Origin of the sequence: Plantactinospora sp. GCM10030261, from assembly GCF_042666615.1 — a bacterium.
Lineage (GTDB): Bacteria > Actinomycetota > Actinomycetes > Mycobacteriales > Micromonosporaceae > KBS50.
This window is the reverse complement of record NZ_JBHTDD010000001.1, coordinates 384,455-407,046: the sequence shown is the minus strand read 5'-3', so window position 1 is coordinate 407,046 and position 22,592 is coordinate 384,455. Positions and strand designations below refer to the sequence as shown.

At 72.7% G+C, this 22,592-nt stretch carries 21 protein-coding genes and 1 tRNA gene; 17 read left to right on the top strand and 5 right to left on the bottom strand.

The window, feature by feature from the left end:
- Nucleotides 1–34: 34 nt before the first annotated feature.
- The 7 genes from ACFQUZ_RS01995 to ACFQUZ_RS01965 all read left to right on the top strand — a co-directional run bounded on the left by ACFQUZ_RS01995 (nucleotide 35) and on the right by ACFQUZ_RS01965 (nucleotide 7,112).
- On the top strand, nucleotides 35–2,155 hold the full coding sequence (locus tag ACFQUZ_RS01995) for a diguanylate cyclase (protein ID WP_377437054.1): 2,121 nt from the start codon (nucleotides 35–37) through the stop codon (nucleotides 2,153–2,155).
- Nucleotides 2,156–2,164: 9 nt separating this feature from the next.
- On the top strand, nucleotides 2,165–3,118 hold the full coding sequence (locus tag ACFQUZ_RS01990; RefSeq protein ID WP_377437053.1) for a UTP--glucose-1-phosphate uridylyltransferase: 954 nt from the start codon (nucleotides 2,165–2,167) through the stop codon (nucleotides 3,116–3,118).
- Entirely contained in the window at nucleotides 3,115–4,443 is a 1,329-nt protein-coding gene (gene glp, locus ACFQUZ_RS01985; RefSeq protein ID WP_377437051.1) for a gephyrin-like molybdotransferase Glp, read from the top strand. Before ACFQUZ_RS01990 ends, glp begins: the two co-directional genes overlap by 4 nt.
- The gene (locus ACFQUZ_RS01980) at nucleotides 4,443–5,084 is read left to right on the top strand and encodes a GNAT family N-acetyltransferase (protein ID WP_377437050.1); all 642 of its coding nucleotides are present in this window, start codon (nucleotides 4,443–4,445) and stop codon (nucleotides 5,082–5,084) included. Before glp ends, ACFQUZ_RS01980 begins: the two co-directional genes overlap by 1 nt.
- A 175-nt stretch (nucleotides 5,085–5,259) precedes the next feature.
- Nucleotides 5,260–6,255, top strand: a complete 996-nt coding sequence (locus ACFQUZ_RS01975; RefSeq protein WP_377437049.1) for a hypothetical protein — start codon at nucleotides 5,260–5,262, stop codon at nucleotides 6,253–6,255.
- A 206-nt stretch (nucleotides 6,256–6,461) separates the two neighbouring features.
- A tRNA-Ala gene (locus ACFQUZ_RS01970) sits at nucleotides 6,462–6,538 on the top strand.
- A gap of 85 nt (nucleotides 6,539–6,623) precedes the next feature.
- Nucleotides 6,624–7,112, top strand: coding sequence for a hypothetical protein (locus ACFQUZ_RS01965; protein WP_377437048.1), 489 nt, complete (start codon nucleotides 6,624–6,626; stop codon nucleotides 7,110–7,112).
- Here the strand turns inward: ACFQUZ_RS01965 and ACFQUZ_RS01960 are convergent.
- A complete protein-coding gene (locus ACFQUZ_RS01960) occupies nucleotides 7,091–7,606 on the bottom strand; it encodes a GNAT family N-acetyltransferase (RefSeq protein WP_377437047.1) in 516 nt (171 codons plus the stop codon). The genes ACFQUZ_RS01965 and ACFQUZ_RS01960 overlap by 22 nt on opposite strands.
- A 155-nt stretch (nucleotides 7,607–7,761) precedes the next feature.
- Between ACFQUZ_RS01960 and ACFQUZ_RS01955 the strand changes: the two genes are divergently transcribed.
- Nucleotides 7,762–8,727 (top strand): arylamine N-acetyltransferase, encoded by a 966-nt coding sequence (locus tag ACFQUZ_RS01955; RefSeq protein ID WP_377437046.1) that lies wholly within the window; start codon nucleotides 7,762–7,764, stop codon nucleotides 8,725–8,727.
- Between the two features lie 30 nt (nucleotides 8,728–8,757).
- On the opposite strand, the gene rsgA is transcribed toward ACFQUZ_RS01955, so the two are convergent.
- Nucleotides 8,758–9,714, bottom strand: a complete 957-nt coding sequence (gene rsgA / locus ACFQUZ_RS01950) for a ribosome small subunit-dependent GTPase A (RefSeq protein WP_377437044.1) — start codon at nucleotides 9,712–9,714, stop codon at nucleotides 8,758–8,760.
- A gap of 228 nt (nucleotides 9,715–9,942) precedes the next feature.
- On the opposite strand from rsgA, the gene ACFQUZ_RS01945 reads away from it, so the two are divergent.
- Both ACFQUZ_RS01945 and ACFQUZ_RS01940 read left to right on the top strand, forming a co-directional pair.
- Nucleotides 9,943–10,575 (top strand): LysE family translocator, encoded by a 633-nt coding sequence (locus ACFQUZ_RS01945; RefSeq protein WP_377437043.1) that lies wholly within the window; start codon nucleotides 9,943–9,945, stop codon nucleotides 10,573–10,575.
- A 119-nt stretch (nucleotides 10,576–10,694) separates the two neighbouring features.
- Nucleotides 10,695–11,594, top strand: a complete 900-nt coding sequence (locus ACFQUZ_RS01940) for a phosphotransferase family protein (RefSeq protein ID WP_377437041.1) — start codon at nucleotides 10,695–10,697, stop codon at nucleotides 11,592–11,594.
- A gap of 47 nt (nucleotides 11,595–11,641) precedes the next feature.
- Here ACFQUZ_RS01940 and ACFQUZ_RS01935 read toward each other — a convergent pair whose 3' ends face one another.
- A complete protein-coding gene (locus tag ACFQUZ_RS01935) occupies nucleotides 11,642–12,085 on the bottom strand; it encodes a hypothetical protein (protein WP_377437039.1) in 444 nt (147 codons plus the stop codon).
- A gap of 130 nt (nucleotides 12,086–12,215) precedes the next feature.
- Between ACFQUZ_RS01935 and ACFQUZ_RS01930 the strand changes: the two genes are divergently transcribed.
- Genes ACFQUZ_RS01930 through ACFQUZ_RS01905 form a run of 6 tightly spaced genes read left to right on the top strand, consistent with a single transcriptional unit; the run spans nucleotide 12,216 to nucleotide 18,902 of the window.
- Nucleotides 12,216–15,248, top strand: coding sequence for a tetratricopeptide repeat protein (locus tag ACFQUZ_RS01930; protein ID WP_377437038.1), 3,033 nt, complete (start codon nucleotides 12,216–12,218; stop codon nucleotides 15,246–15,248).
- Between the two features lie 39 nt (nucleotides 15,249–15,287).
- Nucleotides 15,288–15,974 (top strand): DUF998 domain-containing protein, encoded by a 687-nt coding sequence (locus ACFQUZ_RS01925; protein ID WP_377437036.1) that lies wholly within the window; start codon nucleotides 15,288–15,290, stop codon nucleotides 15,972–15,974.
- 44 nt (nucleotides 15,975–16,018) lie between these two features.
- Nucleotides 16,019–16,399: a YciI family protein gene (locus ACFQUZ_RS01920; RefSeq protein ID WP_377437035.1), complete on the top strand. Its 381-nt coding sequence runs from the start codon at nucleotides 16,019–16,021 to the stop codon at nucleotides 16,397–16,399.
- 37 nt (nucleotides 16,400–16,436) lie between these two features.
- Entirely contained in the window at nucleotides 16,437–17,702 is a 1,266-nt protein-coding gene (locus tag ACFQUZ_RS01915) for an RNA polymerase sigma factor (protein ID WP_377437034.1), read from the top strand.
- A 41-nt stretch (nucleotides 17,703–17,743) separates the two neighbouring features.
- Nucleotides 17,744–18,346: a GNAT family N-acetyltransferase gene (locus ACFQUZ_RS01910; RefSeq protein ID WP_377437033.1), complete on the top strand. Its 603-nt coding sequence runs from the start codon at nucleotides 17,744–17,746 to the stop codon at nucleotides 18,344–18,346.
- Nucleotides 18,330–18,902, top strand: coding sequence for an alpha/beta hydrolase (locus ACFQUZ_RS01905; RefSeq protein ID WP_377437031.1), 573 nt, complete (start codon nucleotides 18,330–18,332; stop codon nucleotides 18,900–18,902). The genes ACFQUZ_RS01910 and ACFQUZ_RS01905 overlap by 17 nt, the downstream gene beginning before the upstream one ends.
- A gap of 119 nt (nucleotides 18,903–19,021) precedes the next feature.
- On the opposite strand, the gene ACFQUZ_RS01900 is transcribed toward ACFQUZ_RS01905, so the two are convergent.
- Both ACFQUZ_RS01900 and ACFQUZ_RS01895 read right to left on the bottom strand, forming a co-directional pair.
- Entirely contained in the window at nucleotides 19,022–19,384 is a 363-nt protein-coding gene (locus ACFQUZ_RS01900; protein ID WP_377437029.1) for an MmcQ/YjbR family DNA-binding protein, read from the bottom strand.
- Nucleotides 19,385–19,781: 397 nt separating this feature from the next.
- Nucleotides 19,782–21,620: a dolichyl-phosphate-mannose--protein mannosyltransferase gene (locus tag ACFQUZ_RS01895; protein WP_377437027.1), complete on the bottom strand. Its 1,839-nt coding sequence runs from the start codon at nucleotides 21,618–21,620 to the stop codon at nucleotides 19,782–19,784.
- An 82-nt stretch (nucleotides 21,621–21,702) separates the two neighbouring features.
- On the opposite strand from ACFQUZ_RS01895, the gene rsmI reads away from it, so the two are divergent.
- On the top strand, nucleotides 21,703–22,569 hold the full coding sequence (gene rsmI, locus ACFQUZ_RS01890; RefSeq protein ID WP_377437026.1) for a 16S rRNA (cytidine(1402)-2'-O)-methyltransferase: 867 nt from the start codon (nucleotides 21,703–21,705) through the stop codon (nucleotides 22,567–22,569).
- The last annotated feature ends 23 nt before the right edge of the window (nucleotides 22,570–22,592 follow it).

The following is a 22,592-nucleotide window of genomic DNA, read 5'->3' as shown; positions in this document are numbered from 1 at the left end:
AGCATCGCAGGGTGCGCAACCTCCGGGGGGACGAGTGACGCTGCGCCGCCGGTTGACCGCCGCGTTCCTGACCGTCGTGCTCGGTCCGGTCCTGTTCGGAGCGGTCCTCGCCGGCACCACCCTGGTGGCGAACGGCGCGCGGCGCTCGCTGGACCGGCTCGACCTGGCCGCCACCGCGGTCCGGGTCTCCATCGGCGCGCTGTGCCAGCAGCTACGAGCCGCGGCCGACGCGGTGGCGTTGACGGCCGAACCCGCCGCCCGAGCGGGCGCCGCCAACCAGGTGGTCGGCCGCGGTCTCGCCGGGGCGGTCCGGCTCGCCGGCGCCTCCGGCACCGTCGACTACGAGACCGCGAGCATCCCGCCCCGCCCGTGGGCGGACTGCGCCGCGCCGCTGCCCGCGCAGCGTGCCCCGCAAGCCATCGCGGTACGGGTGGAACTGCGCGACCGCGCCGGGACCCGGATCGGTGACGTCTGGGCCGCCCAACCGCTCGACGACCCGTTCCTGGCTCGGCTCGCCGCGGTCAGTGGAGCCGCCGTGACCCTGCTGGACACCGATCCGGGAACGGTACGCAGCACCGAGCCGCCCGCCGACCGGGAGTCCGTGGTCGCCGCCGCCCGTGGACTCACCGGCGAGGCGGTGGCCCGCGCCGACGGTGGCCGGTGGGTACGCCGGGTCGGCCCGTCCCCCGGCCAACCGCTGTCGCTGGTGCTCTCCGTGCCGCGCGGCCAGCCGCTGGCGACGTACGGCCTGCTCGCCGCCGCCGTCCTCGCCGCCGGAGTGATCGCGGTGGTGGCCGCCGCCCGGTTGGCCCGGTCAACGACCCGGCCGCTGGCCGACCTGGTCCGCGCCGCGGACCTGGTCGCCGACGGGGACCTGTCCGCCCGGGTGCCGGTACACCGGACGGACGAGGTGGGGCGGCTGGCCGACGCCTTCAACCGGATGGCCCGCGAGACGCAGGCTTATGTGCACGCCCTGACCAGCAGCCGGGACCAGCTCCGGGGTCATCTCGCGGTGCTCGGTGACACGCTCGCCAGCACCCACGACCTACACCGGATCCTGCGGGTGATCCTGCACAGCGCGGTGGCCGCCAGCGGTGCCCGAGCGGGCATCGTGCTGCTTGTCGACGAACTCACCGGCACCCTCGTCGGCCAGTGCGCCGAGGGGCTGCCGGTGCCGGCGACCCGACCGGGCGGGGCCGGCCACGACCCGTCCCGGATCCGCATCCCGCTCGGTGACGGCCTGCTCGGCCAGGTGGCGGCGACCGGTGAACCGCGGCGGGGTCGGGTCCGTCGGGATGTCACCCCGCTGATCCCGGAGGAACCGCGGTGCTCGACGTACGTGGCACTGCCGTTCGCCGCGCCGGGCGGTCCCGGTGAGGGGCCGGCCAGCACCGCCGCCGCGCGGGCCGCGATCGCCCTGGGGGGTACGACACCGCCACCGGCGCTCGGTGTGCTCGCCCTCTACGACCGGCTCGGCGGGGACGAGTTCGACGACGCCGACCTGGCCACCCTCCGATCCTTCGCCAGGCACGCCGCGATCGCCGTGGACAACGTCCGGGTGCACGAGGAGGCGCAGCGGCTGTCCCTCACCGACCCGCTGACCGGGCTCTGGAACTACCGCTACCTGAAGGAGTCGATCCGCCGGGAGGTCGAGCGGGCCAGCCGGTTCGGCCGCATGCTTAGCGTTCTGGTGCTCGACCTGGACCGCTTCAAGGACGTCAACGACACGCACGGGCACGCCGCCGGCGACGCCGTGCTTGTCGAGTTCGCCCGGCGGGTCCGCGGCGTTGTCCGCGAGGTCGATCTCACGTTCCGTCAGGGTGGGGAGGAATTCGTGGTGCTGTTGCCCGAGACCGACGCGCGGGGGGCGGTCCGGGTCGCCGAGCGGCTGGGCGCCGCCGTCCGCGACACCCCGATCACCGCGCCGCGGGCTGGTGCGGCCGGGCCGGTGGCGATCCCGATCACCGTGTCCATCGGCATCGCCGTCTATCCCGACCACGCCACCACGGGTCAGCGGGTGCTCGACGCCGCCGACGACGCCCTGTACGCGGCGAAGGCCGCCGGCCGCGACACCTACCGGGTGGCGCTCGGCCCGGCGGTGCGCAGCGGCGCGTCTTCCGGGCCACACCCGTCACGACAGAGCCTCGGCCGATAGTCTCGCGGCATGTCGGAGCAATCTGCCACCCCAGCCACGACGTCCGCCACCCCACGCGCGGTGAAGGCCGTCATCCCCGCCGCCGGCCTGGCCACCCGCTTCCTGCCCGCGACCAAGGCCGTGCCCAAGGAACTGCTGCCGGTGGTCGATCGGCCGGTGCTGCAATACATCGTCGAGGAGGCCAGCCACGCGGGCGTCACCGACGTTCTGCTGATCACTGGCCGCGGCAAGACCTCGATGGTGGACCACTTCGACCGCCGGCCGGACCTGGAGGCCCGCCTGGAGGAGAAGGGCGACGCCGAGCGGTTGGCCGCGGTCCGCCGCCCCAGCGAACTCGCCGAAATCTACACCTGCCGGCAGCCCGAGCAGTTGGGCCTGGGCCACGCCATCGGGTACGCGGAGTCGCACGTCGGTGACGCAGCCTTCGCGGTGCTGCTCGGTGACGAGTTCGTCAACCTCGCCGAGCCGCTGCTGCCGGCGATGATGGAGCTCCAGGCCCGGACCGGCGGCATCGTGCTCGCCTTCTTCGAGGTGCCGCCGTCGGACACCAAGCGGTACGGCATCGCCTCGGTCGAGCCGGCCGAGTCGGAGTACGCCGACATCGCCGAGGTGGTGAAGGTGACCGGCCTGGTGGAGAAGCCGAAGCCGGAGGATGCGCCGAGCAACCTGGCGGTGCTCGGGCGGTACGTGTTGCCGGCCGGCATCTTCGACGCGATCCGCCGCACCGAACCGGGTAGCGGCGGCGAGATCCAACTCACCGATGCCATGGACCTGATGCGTCGCGAGGGGACCCCGGTGCACGCCATCGTCTACCGGGGCACCCGCTACGACACCGGTCAGCCGCTGGGCTACCTGCAGACCGTGGTGCAGCTCGCCAGCGAGCGTGACGATCTCGGTGGCGAGTTCCGCAAGTGGCTTACCGACTTCGTCAACGCGGGCTTCCCTGGCGGGTCCAGTACATGACAGCGACGGCCGACGCCGAGGCGGCCGCGAACGAGTTGACGCCGCTCGCCGACTACCTGGGCAGTGTGCTGCGCAGGCTCCGCGCGCTGCCCCCACTCGACCTCGACCTCACCCAGGCGCACGGCAACACGCTGGCCGAGGACGTGCTGGCGCCGCACGCCTTCCCAGCGTTCGACCAGGCCGCCATCGACGGGTACGCCGCCCGGTGGGAGGACCTGGCTCTCGCCCGGGGCGCCGGTTACGCCCCGGCGGCCGGGCCGCTTCCCGGTGCTGGCCGGACCGGTGAACCGCGACCGGTGCGGCTCAACGTGGTCGGTGACCTGGGTGCGGCCAGTTGGCGACCGGTACGGCTCACGCCCGGTGCCTGCTTCTCGGTGGCCGCCGGGTCGCCGCTGCCCAGCACGGCCGACGTGGTGGTGCCGGTGGAGTGGACCGACCAGGGCATGGCCGCCGTGGAGATCTACCGGATTCCCAAGCGGGGGTACGGCGTACGTCGGGCCGGCGAGGAGGTCGCGGCGGGGGAGTTGCTCGCCCGCGCCGGGACGTACGTCTCGCCGGCGCTGGTGGCGATCTTCGCGGCGACCGGCATCGGTCACGTGGTGGTCCGGCCCAGCCCGCGGGTGGTCATCGTGGCGACCGGCGACGAGCTGGTCGACGTGGGTCGGGCCAGCCAGCCCGGGCAGGTGGTGGATACCAACTCGCACGCCTTGACCGCGGCCGCCGCCGAGGTCGGCGCGCTGGCGTACCGGGTGGGGATCTGCGACGACGACCCGGAAGGGCTGCGTGGCCTGCTGGAGGACCAGACGCTGCGGGCGGATCTGATCATCACCACCGGCGGCACCGGCACCGGGCCGGGTGACATGGTCCGGCGCATCCTGTCCCGCCGCGAGGGCAGCCGGGCCGGGCCGGTCACCTTTACCGAGGTGGCGCTCTATCCCGGAACGGCGCTCGGATTCGGTACGGTCGGTGCCGAGGAGGTGCCGGTCGTGTGTCTACCTGGCGATCCCGGTGCCGCGTTGATCGGCTTCGAGGTGTTGGCCCGCCCCGCCATCCAACTGCTCGCCGGTGCCGAGCCGGTGTTCCGGCCGAGTGCCCGTGCGCACCTGCTGGAGACCGTGTCGTCGCCGGCCGGGCTGCGCGAGTTCCGCCCCGCTCACGTCGCGGAGCGGCGCGGTGGCGGCTACACGGTGCAACCGCTGCGCGGTGGGCCGTACACCCTCTCCGGGCTGGCCGACGCGAACGGCCTGTTGGTGCTCGGGGAGCGGGTGACCACCGCGGCGGCCGGTTCCACCGTGGACGTGTTGTTGCTGGACCGGCGGCGCTGATGTTCCGGTCGGTGCCGGGCTGGCCGGCGGTGCTGACCGACGGACCGGTGCTATTGCGGCCGTACCGGCGGTCCGACGCGACAGCCTGGTCGGAGGTGCGGCGGGCGAACGAGCGCTGGCTGGCGCCGTGGGAGTCCAGCCCGCCGGGTCGATGGGACGAACTCAACTCACCGGTGTCCTTCCGGTACGTCTACAAGGACCAGCGCGCCTCGGCCCGGCGTGGGGAGGCGATGCCGTTCGCGGTCTGCCTGCGCGAACCGGGCCGACCCGAGCGGCTGGTGGGGCACCTGAACCTGGGAAACATCGTCCGGCGGGCGTTCTGCTCCGCGTACGCGGGTTACTGGGTGGACGCTCGGGCAGCCGGCCGTGGGGTGATGCCAACCGCGCTGGCGCTGGCCGTCGACCACGCGTTCGAGCACGGCGGGCTGCACCGGATCGAAGTGAACATTCGGCCAGAAAATCGGCCTTCCCGGCGAGTCGTGGAGAAATTGGGCTTCCGGGAGGAGGGCTACCACCCCCGGTACATGCACATCGACGGCGCCTGGCGCGATCACCTCGGATATGCCCTAACCAGTGAGGATGTCGCCGCCGACGGCGGCATGCTGGCCCGCTGGCACCGGCTCCGCGCCACCGCTTCCTGATCCCCTCCCTGGCCACCGCACCGGCGCGGCGCGCGTCGGTGCTGGTGCCGCGCCCGTAACCTGGGGTAACCGAACATGCGGTGAACGATGATTCACCGGATGAAATGAGCATTTCGTGGCCGGCGTCCGAAAATCTTTCGGGCGACCGGCCGCTTCGACAACGGCGACGGGAGGGTTGCGGGTGCCGACCTCGGTGCTCCTCGCCATCCTCGCCGCCGCCGGCCTGCTGGCCCTCGCGCCGGCGCTGGTGCGCCGGTACGACGCCGCCGAGCGGCTGGTCGCCGAGCGCGCCGAGTCCACGGCACGGGTGCTCCAGCGTCGTCGGCGGCGGCGTACCGTGCCCGGCCGTCGTCCGGTGAACCCGGCCCGCTATCTCGTGGCGAAGCCGGTCTCCGGCGCGCCGGCCGGCACGTCGTCCTCGTCTTCCTTCTCCGGCGGTGTGGGCCGGGGTGGCGCTTCGGCCGCGGCGGGCGCCAGGCGGGCCGGCGCCTCGTCCTCGATCCCGTCCGGTGCGGGTCGCCGGGCGGCTGCCGTTGCTGGCCTTCGGACCGCTGCCGGTGTCGGTCGCCGGCTCGGCGCCCTGCGCGCGGTGCCTCGCGACGGCTCCGCCCGCCGCCCGCGGCGGCACACCCCGGCCGTCTACCGCCGCCGTCGCGTCTTCGCCGCGCTGCTACTGCTCAACCTCGCCGAGTTGGTCGGCGTGATCCTGGTCAGCCCCGGGTTCTGGATCGGCTTCGCGGTCACCGGCACCCTGCTGACCGTGTACGTCGTACATCTGCGGAACCGGGCGATGGCTGACCGCCGGCGGCGGCGGGCCGAGGCCAGGGAAGCGGCCTGGTTGGCCGCCCGGCAGGCCGAGGTCCGGCGGGAACAGGCCCGGCGGGCGGCGGCCCGCCGGGAGGCGCAGCGCCGGTTGGCGGCCCAGCGGGAGGCCGTACGCCGAGCGGCGATGGGCTTGGACCGGGTGGACCTGCCGGCGGCGGCGGCCGGGGGCGGGTCAGGGTCCGACGGTCCGCTCGGTGGCGGCGGTCCGCTGGCTGGTGGCGGCTCTCCTGGCGGTGGTGTCCGCCGGGCGGGCGGCGCCCGGTCCGCCGGGTCAGTCTCCTACCGGCGGAGCGGTGGGCTGCGCGGCCGCCCCTACGAGGCCGGCCGCGGCTCGCATTCCGCCTAACTGCCACGCCGCCCAGCAAGATCGACACGTCGCTACAAGATCGACTCGATGTACGGGATATTGGGGGTGTTGCGGTCGCTCCAAACACCCGACATCCCGTACTTCGAGTCGATCTCGTCCGGGGCAGCCGCGGCGGGGCGGATTCGCGTGCCGATCGGCCGACCTGTTAACCTAGGCGTCGGCCCGTTCCGTCGCGGACGGGCCAGGGGGCTGTGGCGCAGACCGGTAGCGCACCTCGTTCGCATCGAGGGGGTCAGGGGTTCAAATCCCCTCAGCTCCACCATGTCAAAGGCCGTCCCGCCAGTTGGTGACGGCCTTCGATCGTGTATCAGCGTCGTATCTTGATCGACCAAGCTACCGTCTGGGCCATGCCATTCTCCGGTCGCAACCGGCGGCGCGACTCCAGCCTGCCGTTATGGCCTAGGTTCACCATATTTGGCGTTGTTGTCTCGACGGCGCTCCTGCTAGCGGGTCTTTTCGCCGACCTGGAGCCGCCCGCCCCGGTCGGCGAGTTGGTCCCGGGAACCGTGGTGTCCGTCGAGGCCGACCGGGGCGGGCAACCCGCCATGGCTCTGGTGCGGGTGGAGGTGCCGGGCGGGCCGGTGTTCTGTGGCATCGACCGGGAGTCGTTCCCGGGGAAGCGCCTCCCGCCGCCGCTGACCCAGATGACCGTGGACTACCAGCCCACCTCCTGTGCCCCAGCCCCGGTGTCGCGCGAGTTGCCCCGCTGGCTGCTCCTCTCGGTGGGCGGCGGCGGGCTGCTGCTGATGGGCGCCTACCTGCGCCGGGTCGGGCCGATCAACTGGGGACGGTTCATGGAGGCGTGGATCCGGGGCTACATCGGACGGGGAGCGTAGCCTCCCGGGCGGCCCGGCAACTCTCGGACGTGGCGCAGACCGGGCTGGCCGTCGAGCGTCACCTCGCCGACGGGGATGAACCCGGTGCCGCGCAGCACCGCGAGCGAGCCGACGTTCGCCAGCGCGGCGGACGCGATCAGCCGCCGCAGGCCGTACTCGTCGCGGGCCAGGTCGATGACGCGGCGTACGCCGTCCTTCGCGACGCCCCGCCCGGCCACCCGCTCGGCCACCCGGAAACCCAGCTCCGCCTCGCCGTCGACGAGGTCGACGAGGTTGAACCGGCCGATGACCGAGCCGTCGTCGTCGACCATGACGTGGAATCGGCACGCGCCGGTGGCCTGCTCGGCGAGCAGCGCCGCGTGCCGGGCGGCGAAGTCGGTGAAGTAGTTGTCACCGCGGTCAGGGACGGACCGTGCGAAGTATGCCCGGTTCTCCTGTTCGAAGCGGAGCAGCTCGGCGGCGTGCTCGGCGTCCAGTCGCTCCAGTTTGGGCACCGAGTCACCGTATCAGCGGGTCATCGGTGAGGATTGGGCCTGTGCGGCTACGCCCATTGGCCGAAGACGACTGGCCCGCCGTCCATGACTGGGCGAGGCGGGAGGCGGCCGGTGACAGGGCTGATCGTGTCGGTCCGGCCGGCTACCCTGACCCGGTGGTCAACGCATCGGGCGTCGGGGTGGCCGGCGCGGGCCGACCGGAGCCGTGGCGACCACCGGCACTCGACGGGCCGCTCGTCACGGCGTACCTGACCAGGCTCGGTCTCGACCCGGCGGCCGAGCGGGCAGCCGGGCCCTCGGCGACGCAGCTTCGCCGGCTGCACGCCGCGCACGTCGAACGGGTGGCCTACGAGACACTGTGGATCGCCTTGGGCGAGCGGCGGGGGATCGATCCGGTCGAGTCGGCCCGGCAGGTTGTGGCCGGCCGGGGCGGTTACTGCTATCACCTGAACGGCGCATTCTCGACGCTGCTTACCGCGCTCGGCTACCGGATGACCTGGCATCGGGCCGGCGTGCAGGGTCGGAGTTCTCCGACGCCGCCCGGAGACGACGGTAACCATCTCGCGCTCAGCACGGTGCTCGACGGCCGGGCCTGGTGGGTAGACGTGGGACTGGGCGACGGTCCGCTCGAACCCGTGCCGCTCGCACCGGCGACCTTCGGGCCGGGCGACGCGTTCCGGCTGCGGCCCTCGGATGTCGTCCCCGGTGGCTGGCGATTCGATCACGAGCCGGATGGGGCGTTCACCGGCATGGACTTCTCGTCGGGCGCCGCGTCACCCGTCGACCTGGCGGATCGGCACGTCGAGATGTCCACGTCGCCGGAGTCCGGGTTCGTCCGGGTGGTCACCGCCCAGCACCGGACGCCGACCACGGTGCGGATCCTGCGTGGCAAACTGCTGACCGAACGGCCGGGGTCCGCGCCGGGCCGGCAACTTTCCGGGTACGCCGAATGGCGCGCGCTGCTGCGCGACGAGTTCCGGTTGGCGCTTGACGACGTGCCGGAGGGGCGATTGCGGGACCTGTGGCGGCGGATCGTGGCCGACCACGCCGAATGGGAGCGCGCCGAGGCGGACCGGGCCGCGGCGGAACGCGCGGCGACGGAGCGTGCCGGCCGCCCCTGACGGGCGTCGGGGCGGCCGGCGACCCGGGCCTCAGGGGCGGGACGGGTTGGCGGTGCGGGACAGCTTCGCCCACATCTTGCGCTGCTCCGACTGGGCCCGGGCGTCGAACCGCCGGGCCTGGTAGGCCAACTCGCGCTGCAGCTTGCGGTGCCGGACCAGCCGACCCTCGTCGAGTTCCCCGGCGTCGATCGCCGCCCGCACCGCGCAGCCGGGCTCGCCGTCGTGCCGGCAGTCGCTGAACCGGCAGCCGGCGGCCAGCTCGGTGATGTCGGCGTACGCCGAGTCGACACCATCCGCCGCGTCGGTCAGCCCCACGGCACGCAGACCGGGCGTGTCGATCAGATAGCCGCCGCCGGGCACCTCGACAAGTTCCCGCCAGGCGGTGGTGTGCCGGCCCTTGCCGTCCTGCCGCACCTCGCCGGTGGCCAGGGCCGCCCCGCCGATCAGCGCGTTGATCAGGCTGGACTTGCCGGCCCCGCTGGCGCCGACGGCGACAAGCGTCCGATCGGGGACGAGCTGGGCGCGTACCGGATCGAGGGTGTCGGGATCGGTGACCGTGACCGGCACCACCTCCACGCCCGGCGCGGCGGCCGCGAACTGCGCGAGCGCCGGACCCATGTCCGCCGGGTCGCACAGGTCGCTCTTGGTGGCGACCAGCAGCGGCTGTGCGCCGGAGGCCCAGGCGAGCGCGAGCAGCCGTTCGATCCGCCCGAACCGGGCGTCCCGTTCCAGGGGCGCGCAGACCGCGACGACGTCGACGTTGGCGGCGAGCACCTGCTCGACCGCCTGGCCGCCGGTGGCCAACCGGCGGATCTCGGTGCTCCTGGGTTCGACCGCGGCCACCTGGCCGGCCGCGTCGAGCAGCGCCCAGTCGCCGACGGCGACCGGGACGAGGGTGGGCACGGTCCGCGGACCGGCCGGGGTGAGCAGTACGCAGGCTTTCCGCTCCACGCGTACGACGCGGTGGGCGGTCTGATCGTGGGACAACGCGAACTCCGAGGTCGCTCGGGCCGCCCTGGAAGAAAGGAAAGGTCAGCGGGCGGCGGGAAGGAGGAAAAGGGCGCGGTGAACCGTCATGCAGGTCATCGGCTCCTCACCTCCCGTTGCTCGCGCTGGACGCCGTCACTGTACCGCCAGGCACTGTCGCGGGTCGCTTGATTTTCGTCACCGGATGACGGCCATCCAGGACTCTGGACCCTGTGGAACGATCAGTTGATGCCGATCGACCAGAACCTGCTCGTGGTCTTCGCGGTCACGACGATCGTCGCCATGGTCACGCCCGGACCGGACATGTTGTTCGTGCTCGGCTGCGGGGTTCGGGGTGGTCCCCGTGCCGGGTTGCTCGCCACGGCCGGCGTGGCGACCAGCGAGGCGGTGCACATCGCGGTGGCCGCCGCCGGCCTGGCCGCGCTGTTCGCGGCGGCGCCGGTCGCCTTCACCGTGGTCCGGGTGGTCGGCGGTGCCTACCTGGTCTACCTGGGGGTACAGATGATCCGTCGGCGCCACGACGGGCCGGGTGAGCTGCCGGTGGCCGGTGGCGGGATGTCGGGCCGCCGGGCGTACCTCAACGGTCTGCTGACCAACCTGCTGAACCCGAAGATGGTCACCTTCACGATCGCCTTCCTGCCCCAGTTCATCAACCCGGCGCTGGGTCGGGTCTGGCTACAGTTCGCCATCCTCGGGGCCATCATGATCGCGATGGAGTTCCTGGTGGACGGCACGGTGGGCGTCCTCGCCGGCCGGATCGGCGGCTGGCTGCGGGAGCGCCGGGCGGCGCGCCGCCGGATCGACGTCGCCACCGGCGGAATCTTCGTCGGTTTGGGTGTTCGGCTGGCCGTGGATCGCTGAACCACCCGATGCCCACACCGACCTGCATCCTCGTGTCACGGCTGAAGATCGGTAACGACCCGCTCTGGCTGCCTCACAACCCCGCACTCTGATTCGGCCAGGGGCATTAGCATCCCCGAATGGTGAATCCTGCTCCACCGGCGATGGCGCTCGACTGGGCGGTCCGGACGGCTGGGCCCGGCGCTACGGCCAGGGACGTGGTCCGGCTCGCCGGCGGTACGCATGCCAGCACTCATCTGATCCGCATCGAGCGTCCGACAGCCGAGGTGGTGCTTCGGCGCTTTCCACCGGGTGATGACGCTGCGCGTCGGGAGGCCCGGGTGTTGAGCGCCATCGACGGCCTGGGTGGGCTGGCGCCGCGCCTGCTGGCCGCTGACCCGGACGGCCAGCGCTTCGGCGAGCCGGCCGTCGTCATCACGAGGATTCCCGGCCGCGCGCACATCGGGCCGCGCGATGCGTGCGCTCGGGCGGAGCGGTTGGGCGCGGCCCTCGCCCGGGTGCACGCGCACCCGATCGACTCGCTGGGGCACTTCCGGGATGTCCTCGCGGTCGCCGCACCGCCGGCAATGCCCGACGGCGCCCGGGACGGCGACGCCATCCGGGCGGTTTCGGAGGTCGCTGCCGGGTGGGAGCGGTTGGTCGGCGGTTCCCGCGTGCTCACCCACTACGACTTCTGGTCCGGCAATGTGCTGTGGAGCGACGACCGGCTGACCGGCGTGATCGACTGGTCCGGCGCGGCTCTCGGACCGCGCGGCTTCGACCTGGCCTGGTGCCGGCTCGATCTGGCGTTGTTACACGGACCGGACGCGGCGGACACTTTCCTCGCCGGGTATCAGGCGGCGGCCGACGTCGTGGTCGACGACATCCGGCTCTGGGACCTGTGGACCGCGATACGGACCAGGTCCAGCGTGGTGACCTGGCTGCCCAACTACCAGGACCTCGGGCGCACCGATCTCACGGCCGGCGAGCTGCGGAAACGCCACACCGAGTGGACCAACAGGCGACTGGCCCGGAGCTAGGCTCGGTGGTGCGGGCCGGTGCGACTCGCACCGGCCCGCGGAGCCGGTCAGAAGACCAGGACCGGCTGCGACGGTCCGATGATCGTCCGGTACTCGCCCGCTGCGGGCGCGTAGTACCGGATCTCACCGAAGGCGCGCTGGGACATCGGGACCTCGCGGTACTGGACCGTGAGGGCAGAGCACAACCGGGTGTTCTTCGGGTTCAGCCAGCCGATGTAGCAGGTGTTGTAGCCGCCCATGTCCGTCCAGATGTTCAGGAACTGCACGTAGTGGGCGTTGTTTGACGCCTTGTTGTAGACCCAGATGGTGCTGTCCATCACGTCGTTGCCGCCCGACGCGCACACCTTGACCTCAAGGTCGACGTTGCCGATCGTCTGGTGGTACATGCAGTTGGCGGCAGTGTTCGCCTGGGCCGGCGCGGCGGTGAGCGGACCGACCGCCAGACCGGTCACGATCGCCAGCAGCGCCAGCGTGCGCCTGCGCATCGTCATGTCTCCTCCTGTGGAAGTTCGTGAGTTGATCTGGGACCTGCGATGGGATCCAGCATCCGGAGCGGGCTCAGGACCACCTCACGGCCGGCTCACAGTGCCGTGTCGGCCGCCCGACATGATGAGATGACGCATGCGTGTGATCGGCCCGGTTCCCTCCGCGACGGTGACGGTCCTGGTCGCTGCCGCCGGATACGGAAAGTCCACTGTGGTCGGGCACTGGGCGGGTACGCTGCGCCGGCAGCCGGTCGATCTCGCCGAGACGGGCGATCTGCCGGACGAGCGGATCCTCTACGTCATCGAGGACCTGCCGGCCGGCAGCCGGATCGGCGACGCGGTGATCGAACGGGCGGCGGGTTGGACCTCGGCCCGCCTGGTCCTCACGTCCCGAAGCCGGGTGCGGGTTCCCGCCCGCTGGCGTGGTCGGGGCGTCGTGGGCGAACTCGGTCCGGTCCATCTCGCCGTACCGTCGGACCAGGCCGGGCGACTGCTGACCGATCGGTACGGAGCCGACGCCGGGATGGGCGAGCAGGTCAGCGGCTGGCCGGCCTTGCTGCACCTGGCGGGAGCCGCCGCCGCGGCCGGCGCCGATCCCAGTTCCGCCGTCACCGAGTACCTGATCGCGGAGGTACTCACTCCACTGTCCGGTCCGGTCCGGCGGGCGTTGCGGGTCGCGGCGCACCTGCCAGCGGTGGACACCCTGCCCCCGGCCGTCGTCGATTACCTCACCGCGATCGGACTCATCCGGGGCGCCGCCCTGGTGCCGGCGGTAGCGGCGGCGATCCGGGCCTGGCAACCGCTACCGGAGCCGGTCCGCCGGACGACCCTGCTCGACGCCTCGGCCAGGTACGCGACGGCGGGACATCCGCGACGGGCGTTGCGCTGCCTGCTCGACGTCGAGGCCGGTCCGCGCGCCGGGCAGGGCGACTCGACGACCCCGACCGAGCAGGACCGCGCTCCAGGACCGGACGACGTGACGGAGCGGGTCAACCGGTTAGTCCAGGAGCACGGCCGGACACTGATCGCCGCGGGACATGCCGGTCTGATCGTGGAGGCCCTGCGGAACCGACCCGGCGACCGCCTGATGTACGGCGAGGCGCTCCAGGTGATCGGGGACAGCGATGCGGCGAGCACGGTGTACCGGGAACTCGCCGGGCCGGCAGGCCCGCTGCCCGCCGCGCTCGCCTGGCGGGCCGGGGTGGTGGACTACCTCAGGGGCCGCCCCCAGGCAGCCGGCGATTACTTCGACCGGGGTGTCCGGGTAGCGGATCGGGATACGGCGATCCTGCTCGGATGGACGGCGGCGGCGCGCTGGATGCTGGGCGACGCGACGGGCTGTGGCCGTCTCGCCGCCGAGGCGCTGGCCTTGGCCGGTGCCCTCGCCGACGCCACCGCGCTGGCCACCGCCCACATCGCGACAGCGCTCAGTTGCACCCTGACCGGGGACCGGGCCGGGCGGCAGCGGCACTACGACTGCGCTCTGCGCTACGCCGAGGCGGCCGGCGACGTCGTCCAGGTGACCCGGGTCCGCGCCAACCGGGCCGGTTCGCTGTGTCAGGAGGGGCGCTACGCCGAGGCGTTACTTGAGGTGCGTCCCGCCGTGCAGTTGGCCGACCGCAGTGACTACGCGGCCATGCTGGCGCTGGCGCTGTGCAACCAGGGTGAGATCCACCTGCGGCTCGGCTACCTCGACGAGGCCGAGGCCGACTACGCGCGGGCTGCCGCCCTCTATCGACGGATGGGTTCCCGCAAGGTCGCGTACCCGCTCACCGGTCAGGCCACTCTGCACCGGCTACGCGGCCGGCCAGGCATGGCGCGGGCCGCGTACGAGGAGGCCATCCGGATCGCCGGCCGGGACGCCGACCTGCAAGGGCTCGTGCCGGCGTTGGCTGGGCTGGCCCGCGTCGCCGGGCCGGACGATCCGGTCGCGGCGGACGCGGCGGCCCGGCGGGCGTTGGCCGAGTCGCACACCGACGGCGAGCCCGGACCCTACGCGGCGATCGCCTGTCTGGCCGCCGGGACGGTGGCGCTCGCGGCGGGCGATCCGTCCCGGGTGGCCGAGTTGGCGCGTACGGCTGCCGAACACGCCCGGCGGCACAGCGACGTCGCGGCGCTCGCCGAGGCGCTCGAACTTCTCGGGCACGCGGCCCGTACCCCGGTGGAGGCGCGTCGCGCCTTTTCCGAGGCTCAGCGAACCTGGCGCGAGGCGGGCGCGAGCCTGGACGTGGACCGCTTGGCGGCACTGCTCGGGCAGTTGCCGGGGGCCGATCCGGGAGCGCGGGGGGAGGGCCGGGTCGCCGCCGGCCGGCTCGCCGCCCTCGGTGTGACGGCCATCCACTGGGCCGGCGGCGGAAGTCGCGGCTCGGTGGCGCTGCGGACCCTCGGTCAGTTCGAAGTGGTCGTCGACGGTGCGCCGGTCCCGGTCGCCGCCTGGCAGTCCCGCAAGGCCCGGGACCTGTTGCGGATCCTGGTCGCCCGGCGCGGCCGCGCGATCCCCCGCGACGAACTGGCGGAACTGCTCTGGCCGGAGTCGACCGACCGGAGCAAGGTCGCGCATCGGCTCACCGTGGCGCTGTCCATCCTGCGCGGCGTGCTCGACCCCGAGCGACGGGTGGATCCGGACCGGTACGTCCGGGCCGACACGGCCAGTGTCGCGCTCGACCTGGCGCAGGTGGACGTGGACGTGGAGGCGTTCCTCGCCGCCGCCGAAGAGGGCCTTCGTCTTGTCGCCGCCGCAACCGATGATCCCGCCGGATTACACCTGCTTGCCGACGCGGACCGCGCCTATCCAGGCGACTTCCTGGCCGACGAGCCGTACGACGAGTGGTCGGTCCCCCTGCGGGACTATGCCCGGTCCCTGTTCATCCAGGTCGAACGGGCGCTGGCGGGCGCGGCCGAGCGTCGCCGCGACGTCGACGGGGCGGTCCGGGCCCTGCTGCGGCTGCTGGAGGCCGACCCGTATGACGCGGCGGCCCACGAGGCTCACGTCTCGCTGCTCACCCGGGTCGGACGGCACGGCGAGGCGGGGCGTGCCTTTCACCGTTACGTGGCCGCGATGTCCGCGTTGGGATTGCCGGCCGACGGCGTCAGCCGACCCCCCGGAGCGGCACAGAAAATCTTGAGCGGTGATGTCGAAATCCTCCGGGCCCGTTCGAGGTGGGGGTGACGGGCCGGCGGCCGGCCCGGCTGACCGGAGGAGACGACCATGACGCAGCAGACCGCCACGGCCGGGACCGCCGCGACGCGTGCGGGACGCGCAGGGCCCGCGGCCACCGGATCCCTGCTCGGGTACGGGGTGATCGCCGGCCCGACGTACGTGCTGGTGTCGCTGACCGAGGCGGCGCTGCGGGACGGCTTCGACCCGACCCGGCATCCGTGGAGCCTGCTCGCCAACGGTGCCTGGGGCTGGATCCACATGGCCAACCTGATGCTCTTCGGCGTGCTGGTGTTGGCCTTCGCGGCCGGCCTGCGCCGGGCGCTGCGCACCGGTCGCGGCGCGATCTGGGCGCCGCGGCTGTTCGCGGGGTACGGAGTGGGCCTGGTGCTGGCCGGGATCTTCCGGGCCGATCCAGGGGCGGGCTTCCCGCCCGGCACACCGGAGGTCACCCCGGTGAGCTGGCACGGCATGCTGCACTTCGTCGCCGGCGGGGTCGGGTTCCTGGCCATGGTGGTCGGCTGCCTGCTGCTGGCCCGGCGGTTCGCCGCCGAACGGCGTACCGGGTGGGCCGTGTTCACCGCGGTCACCGCGGTGTTCTTCCTGGTGGCGTTCGTGGGCATCGGGGCCGGCGCGGGCAGCGGGCCGACGATCCTGGCCTTCACCGCCGCCGTGCTGCTGTCGTCGGCCTGGCTGTCGGCGGTGGCGGTGCACATCCGCCGGACCGAGGTCCGTTGACATCCGCATCCACATTCATATCCACCTCAGAAGGAGACAGGACGATGCGCTACCTGACCCTGTTGAAGGGCATCCGGGCCGACACCCCGCCACCGGACGGGCTGTTCCAGGCGATCATGAACTTGGGAGAGGAAGCGACCCGGGCGGGTGCCCTGCTCGACCAGGGCGGGCTCGCGCCCAGCGCGGCCGGTGCCCGGGTCCGGGTCGCCGGCGGCGAGCTGACCACCACGGACGGGCCGTTCGCCGAGGCGAAGGAGATGCTGAGTTACGCCATCTATCAGGTCCGGTCCAGGGAGGAGGCCGTCGAGTGGGCCTCCCGGTTCATGCGCCTGCACCGCGACATGTGGCCCGGCTGGGAGGGTGACGTCGAGGTCCTGCGAGTGATGGGTCCGGAGGACTTCGGCGGGGACGCTCCGACCGGCTGACCTGCCGGCCCGCGGGTAGGTGCTTGGATCGGTGGTCATGGCGACCACCGATCCCGCGCACGTCACGCGCCGTGCCGTCGAGGCGGTGTGGCGGATGGAGTCGGCGAAGCTGATCGCCACGCTGGCCCGGTACGTGCAGGACGTCGGGCTGGCCGAGGAACTGGCCCAGGACGCGCTGGTCGCCGCGCTCGAACAGTGGCCGGCGGACGGCGTACCCCCGAATCCGGCGGCGTGGCTCACGTCCACCGCCAAGCACCGGGCGGTGGACGTGCTGCGCAGGCGGACGACGTACGCCCGGAAGCTGGCCGAGGTCGGCCGGGACCTCGCCACCCGGGAGGCCACGGCGGACCCGATGGCGGCGGTGGAGGACGTGAGGATCGAGGACGACCTGCTCCGGCTGATCTTCACCGCCTGCCATCCGGTGCTGACCACCGACGCCCGGGTGACCCTCACCCTGCGGCTGCTCGGCGGCCTGACCACGGCGGAGATAGCCCGTGCCCTGCTCATCCCCGAGCCGACGGCCGGCCAGCGGATCTCCCGGGCCAAGAAAATCCTGGCCAGTCGGCGGGTGCCGTTCGACCTGCCGCCGCCGGACCAGTTGGCCGACCGGCTCACCGCCGTGCTCGGGGTCATCTATCTGATCTTCAATGAGGGGTACGCGGCCACCGCCGGAGCCGACTGGATGCGTCCGGCGCTGGCCGAGGAGGCGCTCCGGCTGGGCCGGATGTTGGCAAGCCTGCTGCCGACCGAGCCCGAGACGCACGGGCTGGTCGCCTTGATGGAGTTGCAGGCGTCCCGGATGCCGTCCCGGACCGGCCCCGCCGGGGAGGCCGTGCTGCTGCCCGACCAGGATCGCCGTCGGTGGGACCGGCTGCTGATCCGGCGTGGACTGGACGCGTTGCGGCGGGCTCAGGACCTGGGCGGCGGCTTCGGGCGGTACACCCTCCAGGCGGCCATCGCCGCCTGCCACGCCCGGGCCGGGACGCCCGCTGAGACGGACTGGGCGGAGATCGCCGCGATCTACCAGGTGCTTGCCCAGGTTGCCCCGTCACCGGTGGTCGAACTCAATCGGGCGGTCGCGGTCGGCATGGCGTCCGGCCCGGAGCGCGGCCTCGATCTGGTGGAGAAGCTGGCCGGCGAGTCGGCTCTCGCCGGATATCCTTACTATCCCGCCGTCCGTGGCGACCTGCTGGCCCGACTCGGCCGCCTCGACGAAGCCGGTGCGGCGTTCCGGCAGGCCGCCGACCTCACCGGGAACGCCGCCGAACGGGCCCTCTTCCTCCGCCGGGCGGCGCAGCCGTAATCGAGCGGACGGAGGCGCCTGGCAGCCCATAGGATCGCCGGATGCTCAGCCCCGCGTATCCGATCCGCACGGCCCGGCTGACCCTGCGCCCGTTCGCCCTGGCCGACCTGGACGACGTCCACGCGTACCAGCGCCAACCAGCGGTCGCCCGGTGGATGGCCTGGGAACCCCGTGATCGGGATCAGTCGCTGGCGTCGGTGCGCGCCATGGCCGGCGAGGATGGCTGGCGTGCCGAGGGGGACTGCCTCACCGTCGCGGTCGTCGTCGCCGACACCGGGACGGTCGTCGGCCAGGTTGAACTCGTCTGGCGCAGCCTTCCCAACCGGCAGGGCGAGATCGGGTACGTCCTCAACCCCGACCACGGGGGTCGGGGGCTGGCCACCGAGGCGACCGCCGCCGTGCTGCGGTGGGGCTTCGAGGAGGGCGGCCTGCGCCGGATCGTGGGCCGGTGTGCCGCCGGGAACACCGCGTCGGTCCGGTTGCTGGAGCGGCTCGATATGCGTCGCGAGGCGCACTTCGTCGAGCACGACCTGTTCAAGGGCGAGTGGGTGGACAGGTACGTCTACGCCATGCTGGACCGCGAATGGCGGTCGCGGACGAGGTCGGTGGTGACTAACGTCGGCGTCCATGGTGGAGCAGCGTGACGACCGGGTGGCCGTGGTGCTGCCGGGTGGAATGTACGGCCCGTACGCGCCGTTACTGATGTACCCGGCTGACGCGGCCGAGGCACGCGGCGCGGCGATCAGCGAGGTCAACTGGCACTATCCACCGGACCGGGACCGCCTTGAGGACGATGAGCGGGAGCCGTTCGTGACCGGTCAGGTCGGGCCGGTGCTGGACCGGCTCGCCGCCGAGCGCCCCGGCGCGCCGCCGCTGCTGATCGGCAAGTCGCTCGGCACCTACGCCGCCCGAATGGCGGCGGAGCGAGGGCTGCCGGCGGTCTGGTTGACACCGGTGCTGACAAGCGATGCGGTGCTCGCGGGACTGCGCCGGGCCACCGCGCCCGTCCTGCTCATCGGTGGCACGGCCGACAAACGCTGGGACGGCGACGTGGCGCGTCAGCTGACTCCACACGTGCTGGAGGTTGCCGGCGCCGACCACGGCATGTACGTCCCCGGGCCGCTGGCCGGCTCGACGGAGGTGCTCGGCCGGGTGGTGACCGCCGTGGAGGATTTCCTGGACTACGTGGTCTGGCGCTGAGTCCGGCCGGTCGAGATCCACTCGATGCCGGCGATGTAGGGGCGTCGCGCGGGCGCGAACCGCGCAGTATCGCCGACATCGAGTCGATCTTCGTGGCGGTGCCGGGCCGGCGATGGGGCTCAGTCCTCGTCGAGGAGGGCGACCAGCTTCGCCGGGGCGATCATCCGGTAGGCGTCCTGGCAGAGCTCGGTGATCTCCGTCCAGTCCACGGTTCCGTCCAGCCGTACCCCGATCCAGCCGCGTCCACCCACGTACGGCGGACGGAAGAACCGGTCGCCGTCGACCGCGATCAGCTCCTGCTGGGCGCCGGGCGGAGCGGCACACCAGAGGTGGGGGAAGTCGTTCTGGTGATGTCCGTTTTGGTGCAGCGTGACGAATACCTTCTTGTCGCGGACGAACCAGGTCGGCGAGCCGTGGCTGGGCCGCTCGCTCACCTCGGGCAGAGCGAGGCAGATGTCCCGTAGCCGCGTCAGCAGGTCCATCCGTCTCACCCCTCCGGCGCGTCAGGACGCGTACGTTACCGGAACCATCCAACCGGAGGTCGACTCGCCGGGCGCGGTCTGTCGGGTTCGCACCGCCGGGACGCCGCGGCATGCCGCCACCGAGTGGATCATCCGGTGGCGGGCCAGGAATGACCGTCGCCGTACCGGTCGGAAATCTGACTCTGGGCCACCCGTTGTGTCCGGCATCTGCGGTGGTTAAGCTTCACCTGCGCGCCCCAATCGCCCGCTTCCCCCGTGGCAGGCGATCGGGGCGCGCGTCTTTGCGTGCCGGTGCCCAGGCGTGGCCGCCGTGCCGGTGCCCAGGCGTGGCCGCGATGCTCAGTCCACGGACTGTGACGCCGGCCCTACCCGTCCCTTGCTGGGGCGGGTGGGGCCGTCAGATCCAGCGGCCGCCGAGCCACATCCGGGCCGACCACTCGGCGTAGGTGATCACATCGCCGACGTAGATCGGATAAAAGTAGGCAAAGCACACGGCCACGATCAGCACGTAGCCGCCCGCGACCAGGGCCCCGATCGGGCTGGAGGTCTGACCCGGTCGACCGGCGTCGTCACCGGCCCCGGCCGAGGCCGTCGTGCCGTCGACCGTCGTGCCTCGCGCTGGCGTGCCGTCCACCGTCGTGCCCTGCATTGGCGTGCCGTCCACCGTCGTGCCGTCCACCGTCGTGCCCTGCGCCGTCGTGCCCTGCGCCGGCGTGCCCGCTGCGGGCTGATCGGCACTCGCGGCACCCCCGGTGCCGACCGTCGCCGGTCCGCTGGCCGGACTCATGATCGCGCCGAGCACGTACACCACCGCGAGAACCAGGAACGGCTGGGCCGGGGCGGCGTAGAAGAAGAACATCGTCCGGTTGTCCAGGGCATACCAGAACCAGGGCAGCAGCCCGGCGCCCACGACCAGCAGGATGCTGCCCGCCCGCCAGTCGCGGCGGGCGATGCCCAGCCAGGCGACCGCGACCAGCGCCGGCAGGAACGACCACCACAGCACCGGGGTGCCCAGCAGCAGCACCTCCGACGCGCAGCTTGCCGCGCCGCAGGAGCCGTTGCCCGACCAGTAGAACGCCACCGGCCGGCCGAGCAGCAGCCACTGCCATGGCCACGACTGGTACTTGTGCTCCTTGGCCAGCGTGGTGTGGAAGCCGTACGCCTCGACGTGGTAGTGCCAGAGGTTGCGTAGCGCGCCGATGACCGGCGGCTCCGACCTGCCGCTGTCGGCGAGGTAGTGCCGGAAGTAGCCGTCGTCGGTGAGGAACCAGCCCGACCAGGAGGCCAGGTAGGTCCCGACGATCAGGAACCCGCACACCACGAGCCAGCCGAACTCGTCGAGCAGCGCGGTCCGCCACGGCCGTGCCACCCCGGCCGAACGGCGGGCCCCGACGTCCCAGAGCACCGCCAGCACCAGGAACGCCAACACGAGGTAGAGCGCGCTCCACTTCACCGATACCGCGCAACCGAGCAGCACCGCGGCGGCCAGTCGCCACCACGGCACCCCGCCGGGCAGCCGGCCGGAGCGGACCGGGTCGTATCCGTCCTCCATGGCGCGCAGCCAGCGGCGACGGCGGACGTCCCGGTCGAGCACCAGTGCCCCGAACGCGGCCAGTACGAAGAACAGCAGGAAGATGTCGAGCAGTGCCGCCCGGGAGAGCACGAGATGGAAGCCGTCGAGCGCCATCAGCAGCCCGGCGGCGCAGCCGAGCACCGTGGAGCCGAACATCCGGCGGGCGATCCGAACGACGAGTAGCACCGACAGGATGCCGATCACCGCCGCCGAGATCCGCCAGCCGAACTCGGGCGCGGTGGTGGTGAGGTGACCGGGAACGGAGATGTTCTGCTCGCCGTCGGCGTACCCGAACGCCCACTGACCGAGCGCGATGAGCCATTTGCCGAGCGGCGGATGCACGACGTACGACGGGTTGTTGGTCTCGTAGTTCCACTCCGCGCCGTGGTTGAGCAGACCCCAGGCGTCACGGGCGTAGTAGATCTCGTCGAACATCTTGCCCGGCGGGTGGCTGAGATTCACCAGGCGCAACACCGCCGCGATGGCCACGACGACCGCCGTGGCCAGCCAGGACCGGCGGTCCAGCCGCGCGTCCAGCGGCGCCAGCCGCCGGCGTACGACATCGGGGATGCCGCCCGTGGCGTGGCCGGTGCGGTCGCCCGCCGGCCCGGACTTGCCGGCGGGGTCCGGACTGCTGGTCTGCGCTGTCGACGCCGAGGTCACTCCGCGATCGTAGGCTGCCGGGGTACGGATCGGGGCGCCGCGCCGCCGGTCGGGATGGTCGGGATGGGCGGAGGACGACGTAGTGTCGGACAAACCAGATATAGGCGAGCTTGTCCTGGTTGGCGCGCCGCTGGGCAACCCGGCAGACGCGTCCGCCCGAATGCGCGAGATCCTCGCGACGGCCGACATCGTCGCCGCCGAGGACACCCGGCGCCTGTCCCGGCTGGCCCGGGACCTGGCGGTTACCGTTTCCGGCCGGGTCGTCTCCTACTTCGAGGGCAACGAGAGCCGACGCACTCCCGACCTGGTGCGGGCGTTGACCGAGGGAGCAACCGTGGCCGTGGTCACCGACGGCGGCATGCCCAGCGTCTCCGACCCCGGCTACCGGCTCGTGCGGGGGGCACTGGCCGCCGGGGTGCCGGTCACCGCGGCCCCCGGACCCAGCGCGGTGACAACCGCGCTGGCCCTGTCCGGGCTGCCGTCAGACCGGTTCTGCTTCGAAGGCTTCCTGCCCCGAACGGGCGGCGCCCGGCGGAGCCGGCTGCGGACGCTCGCCGGCGAGGAACGCACGTTGGTGTTCTTCGAGGCGCCACACCGGGTGGCCGGCGCGCTGGCCGACCTGGCCGAGACATTCGGCCCGGACCGTCCCGCCGCGCTCTGCCGCGAGCTGACGAAGAGGTACGAGGAGGTGCTGCGGCAACCCCTGGGCGAGCTGGCCGCCGCGGCGGTCGCGGTGCCGCCCCGCGGCGAGATCACGCTGGTGGTGGCGGGAGCGGCGACGGTCGACCGGCCCCGTCCGGACGACGACACGCTGCGTGCGGCGGTCACCGACCTGGAGACGACGGGGATGTCCCGGCGGGACGCCGTGACTGCCGTGGCCGACGAGCATGGGCTGCGCCGACGAGAGGTGTACGACCTGGTGCACCGTTCCTCCTTGACGCCGGACTGAGGAGTGGCCGCAGGTGGCCGTGG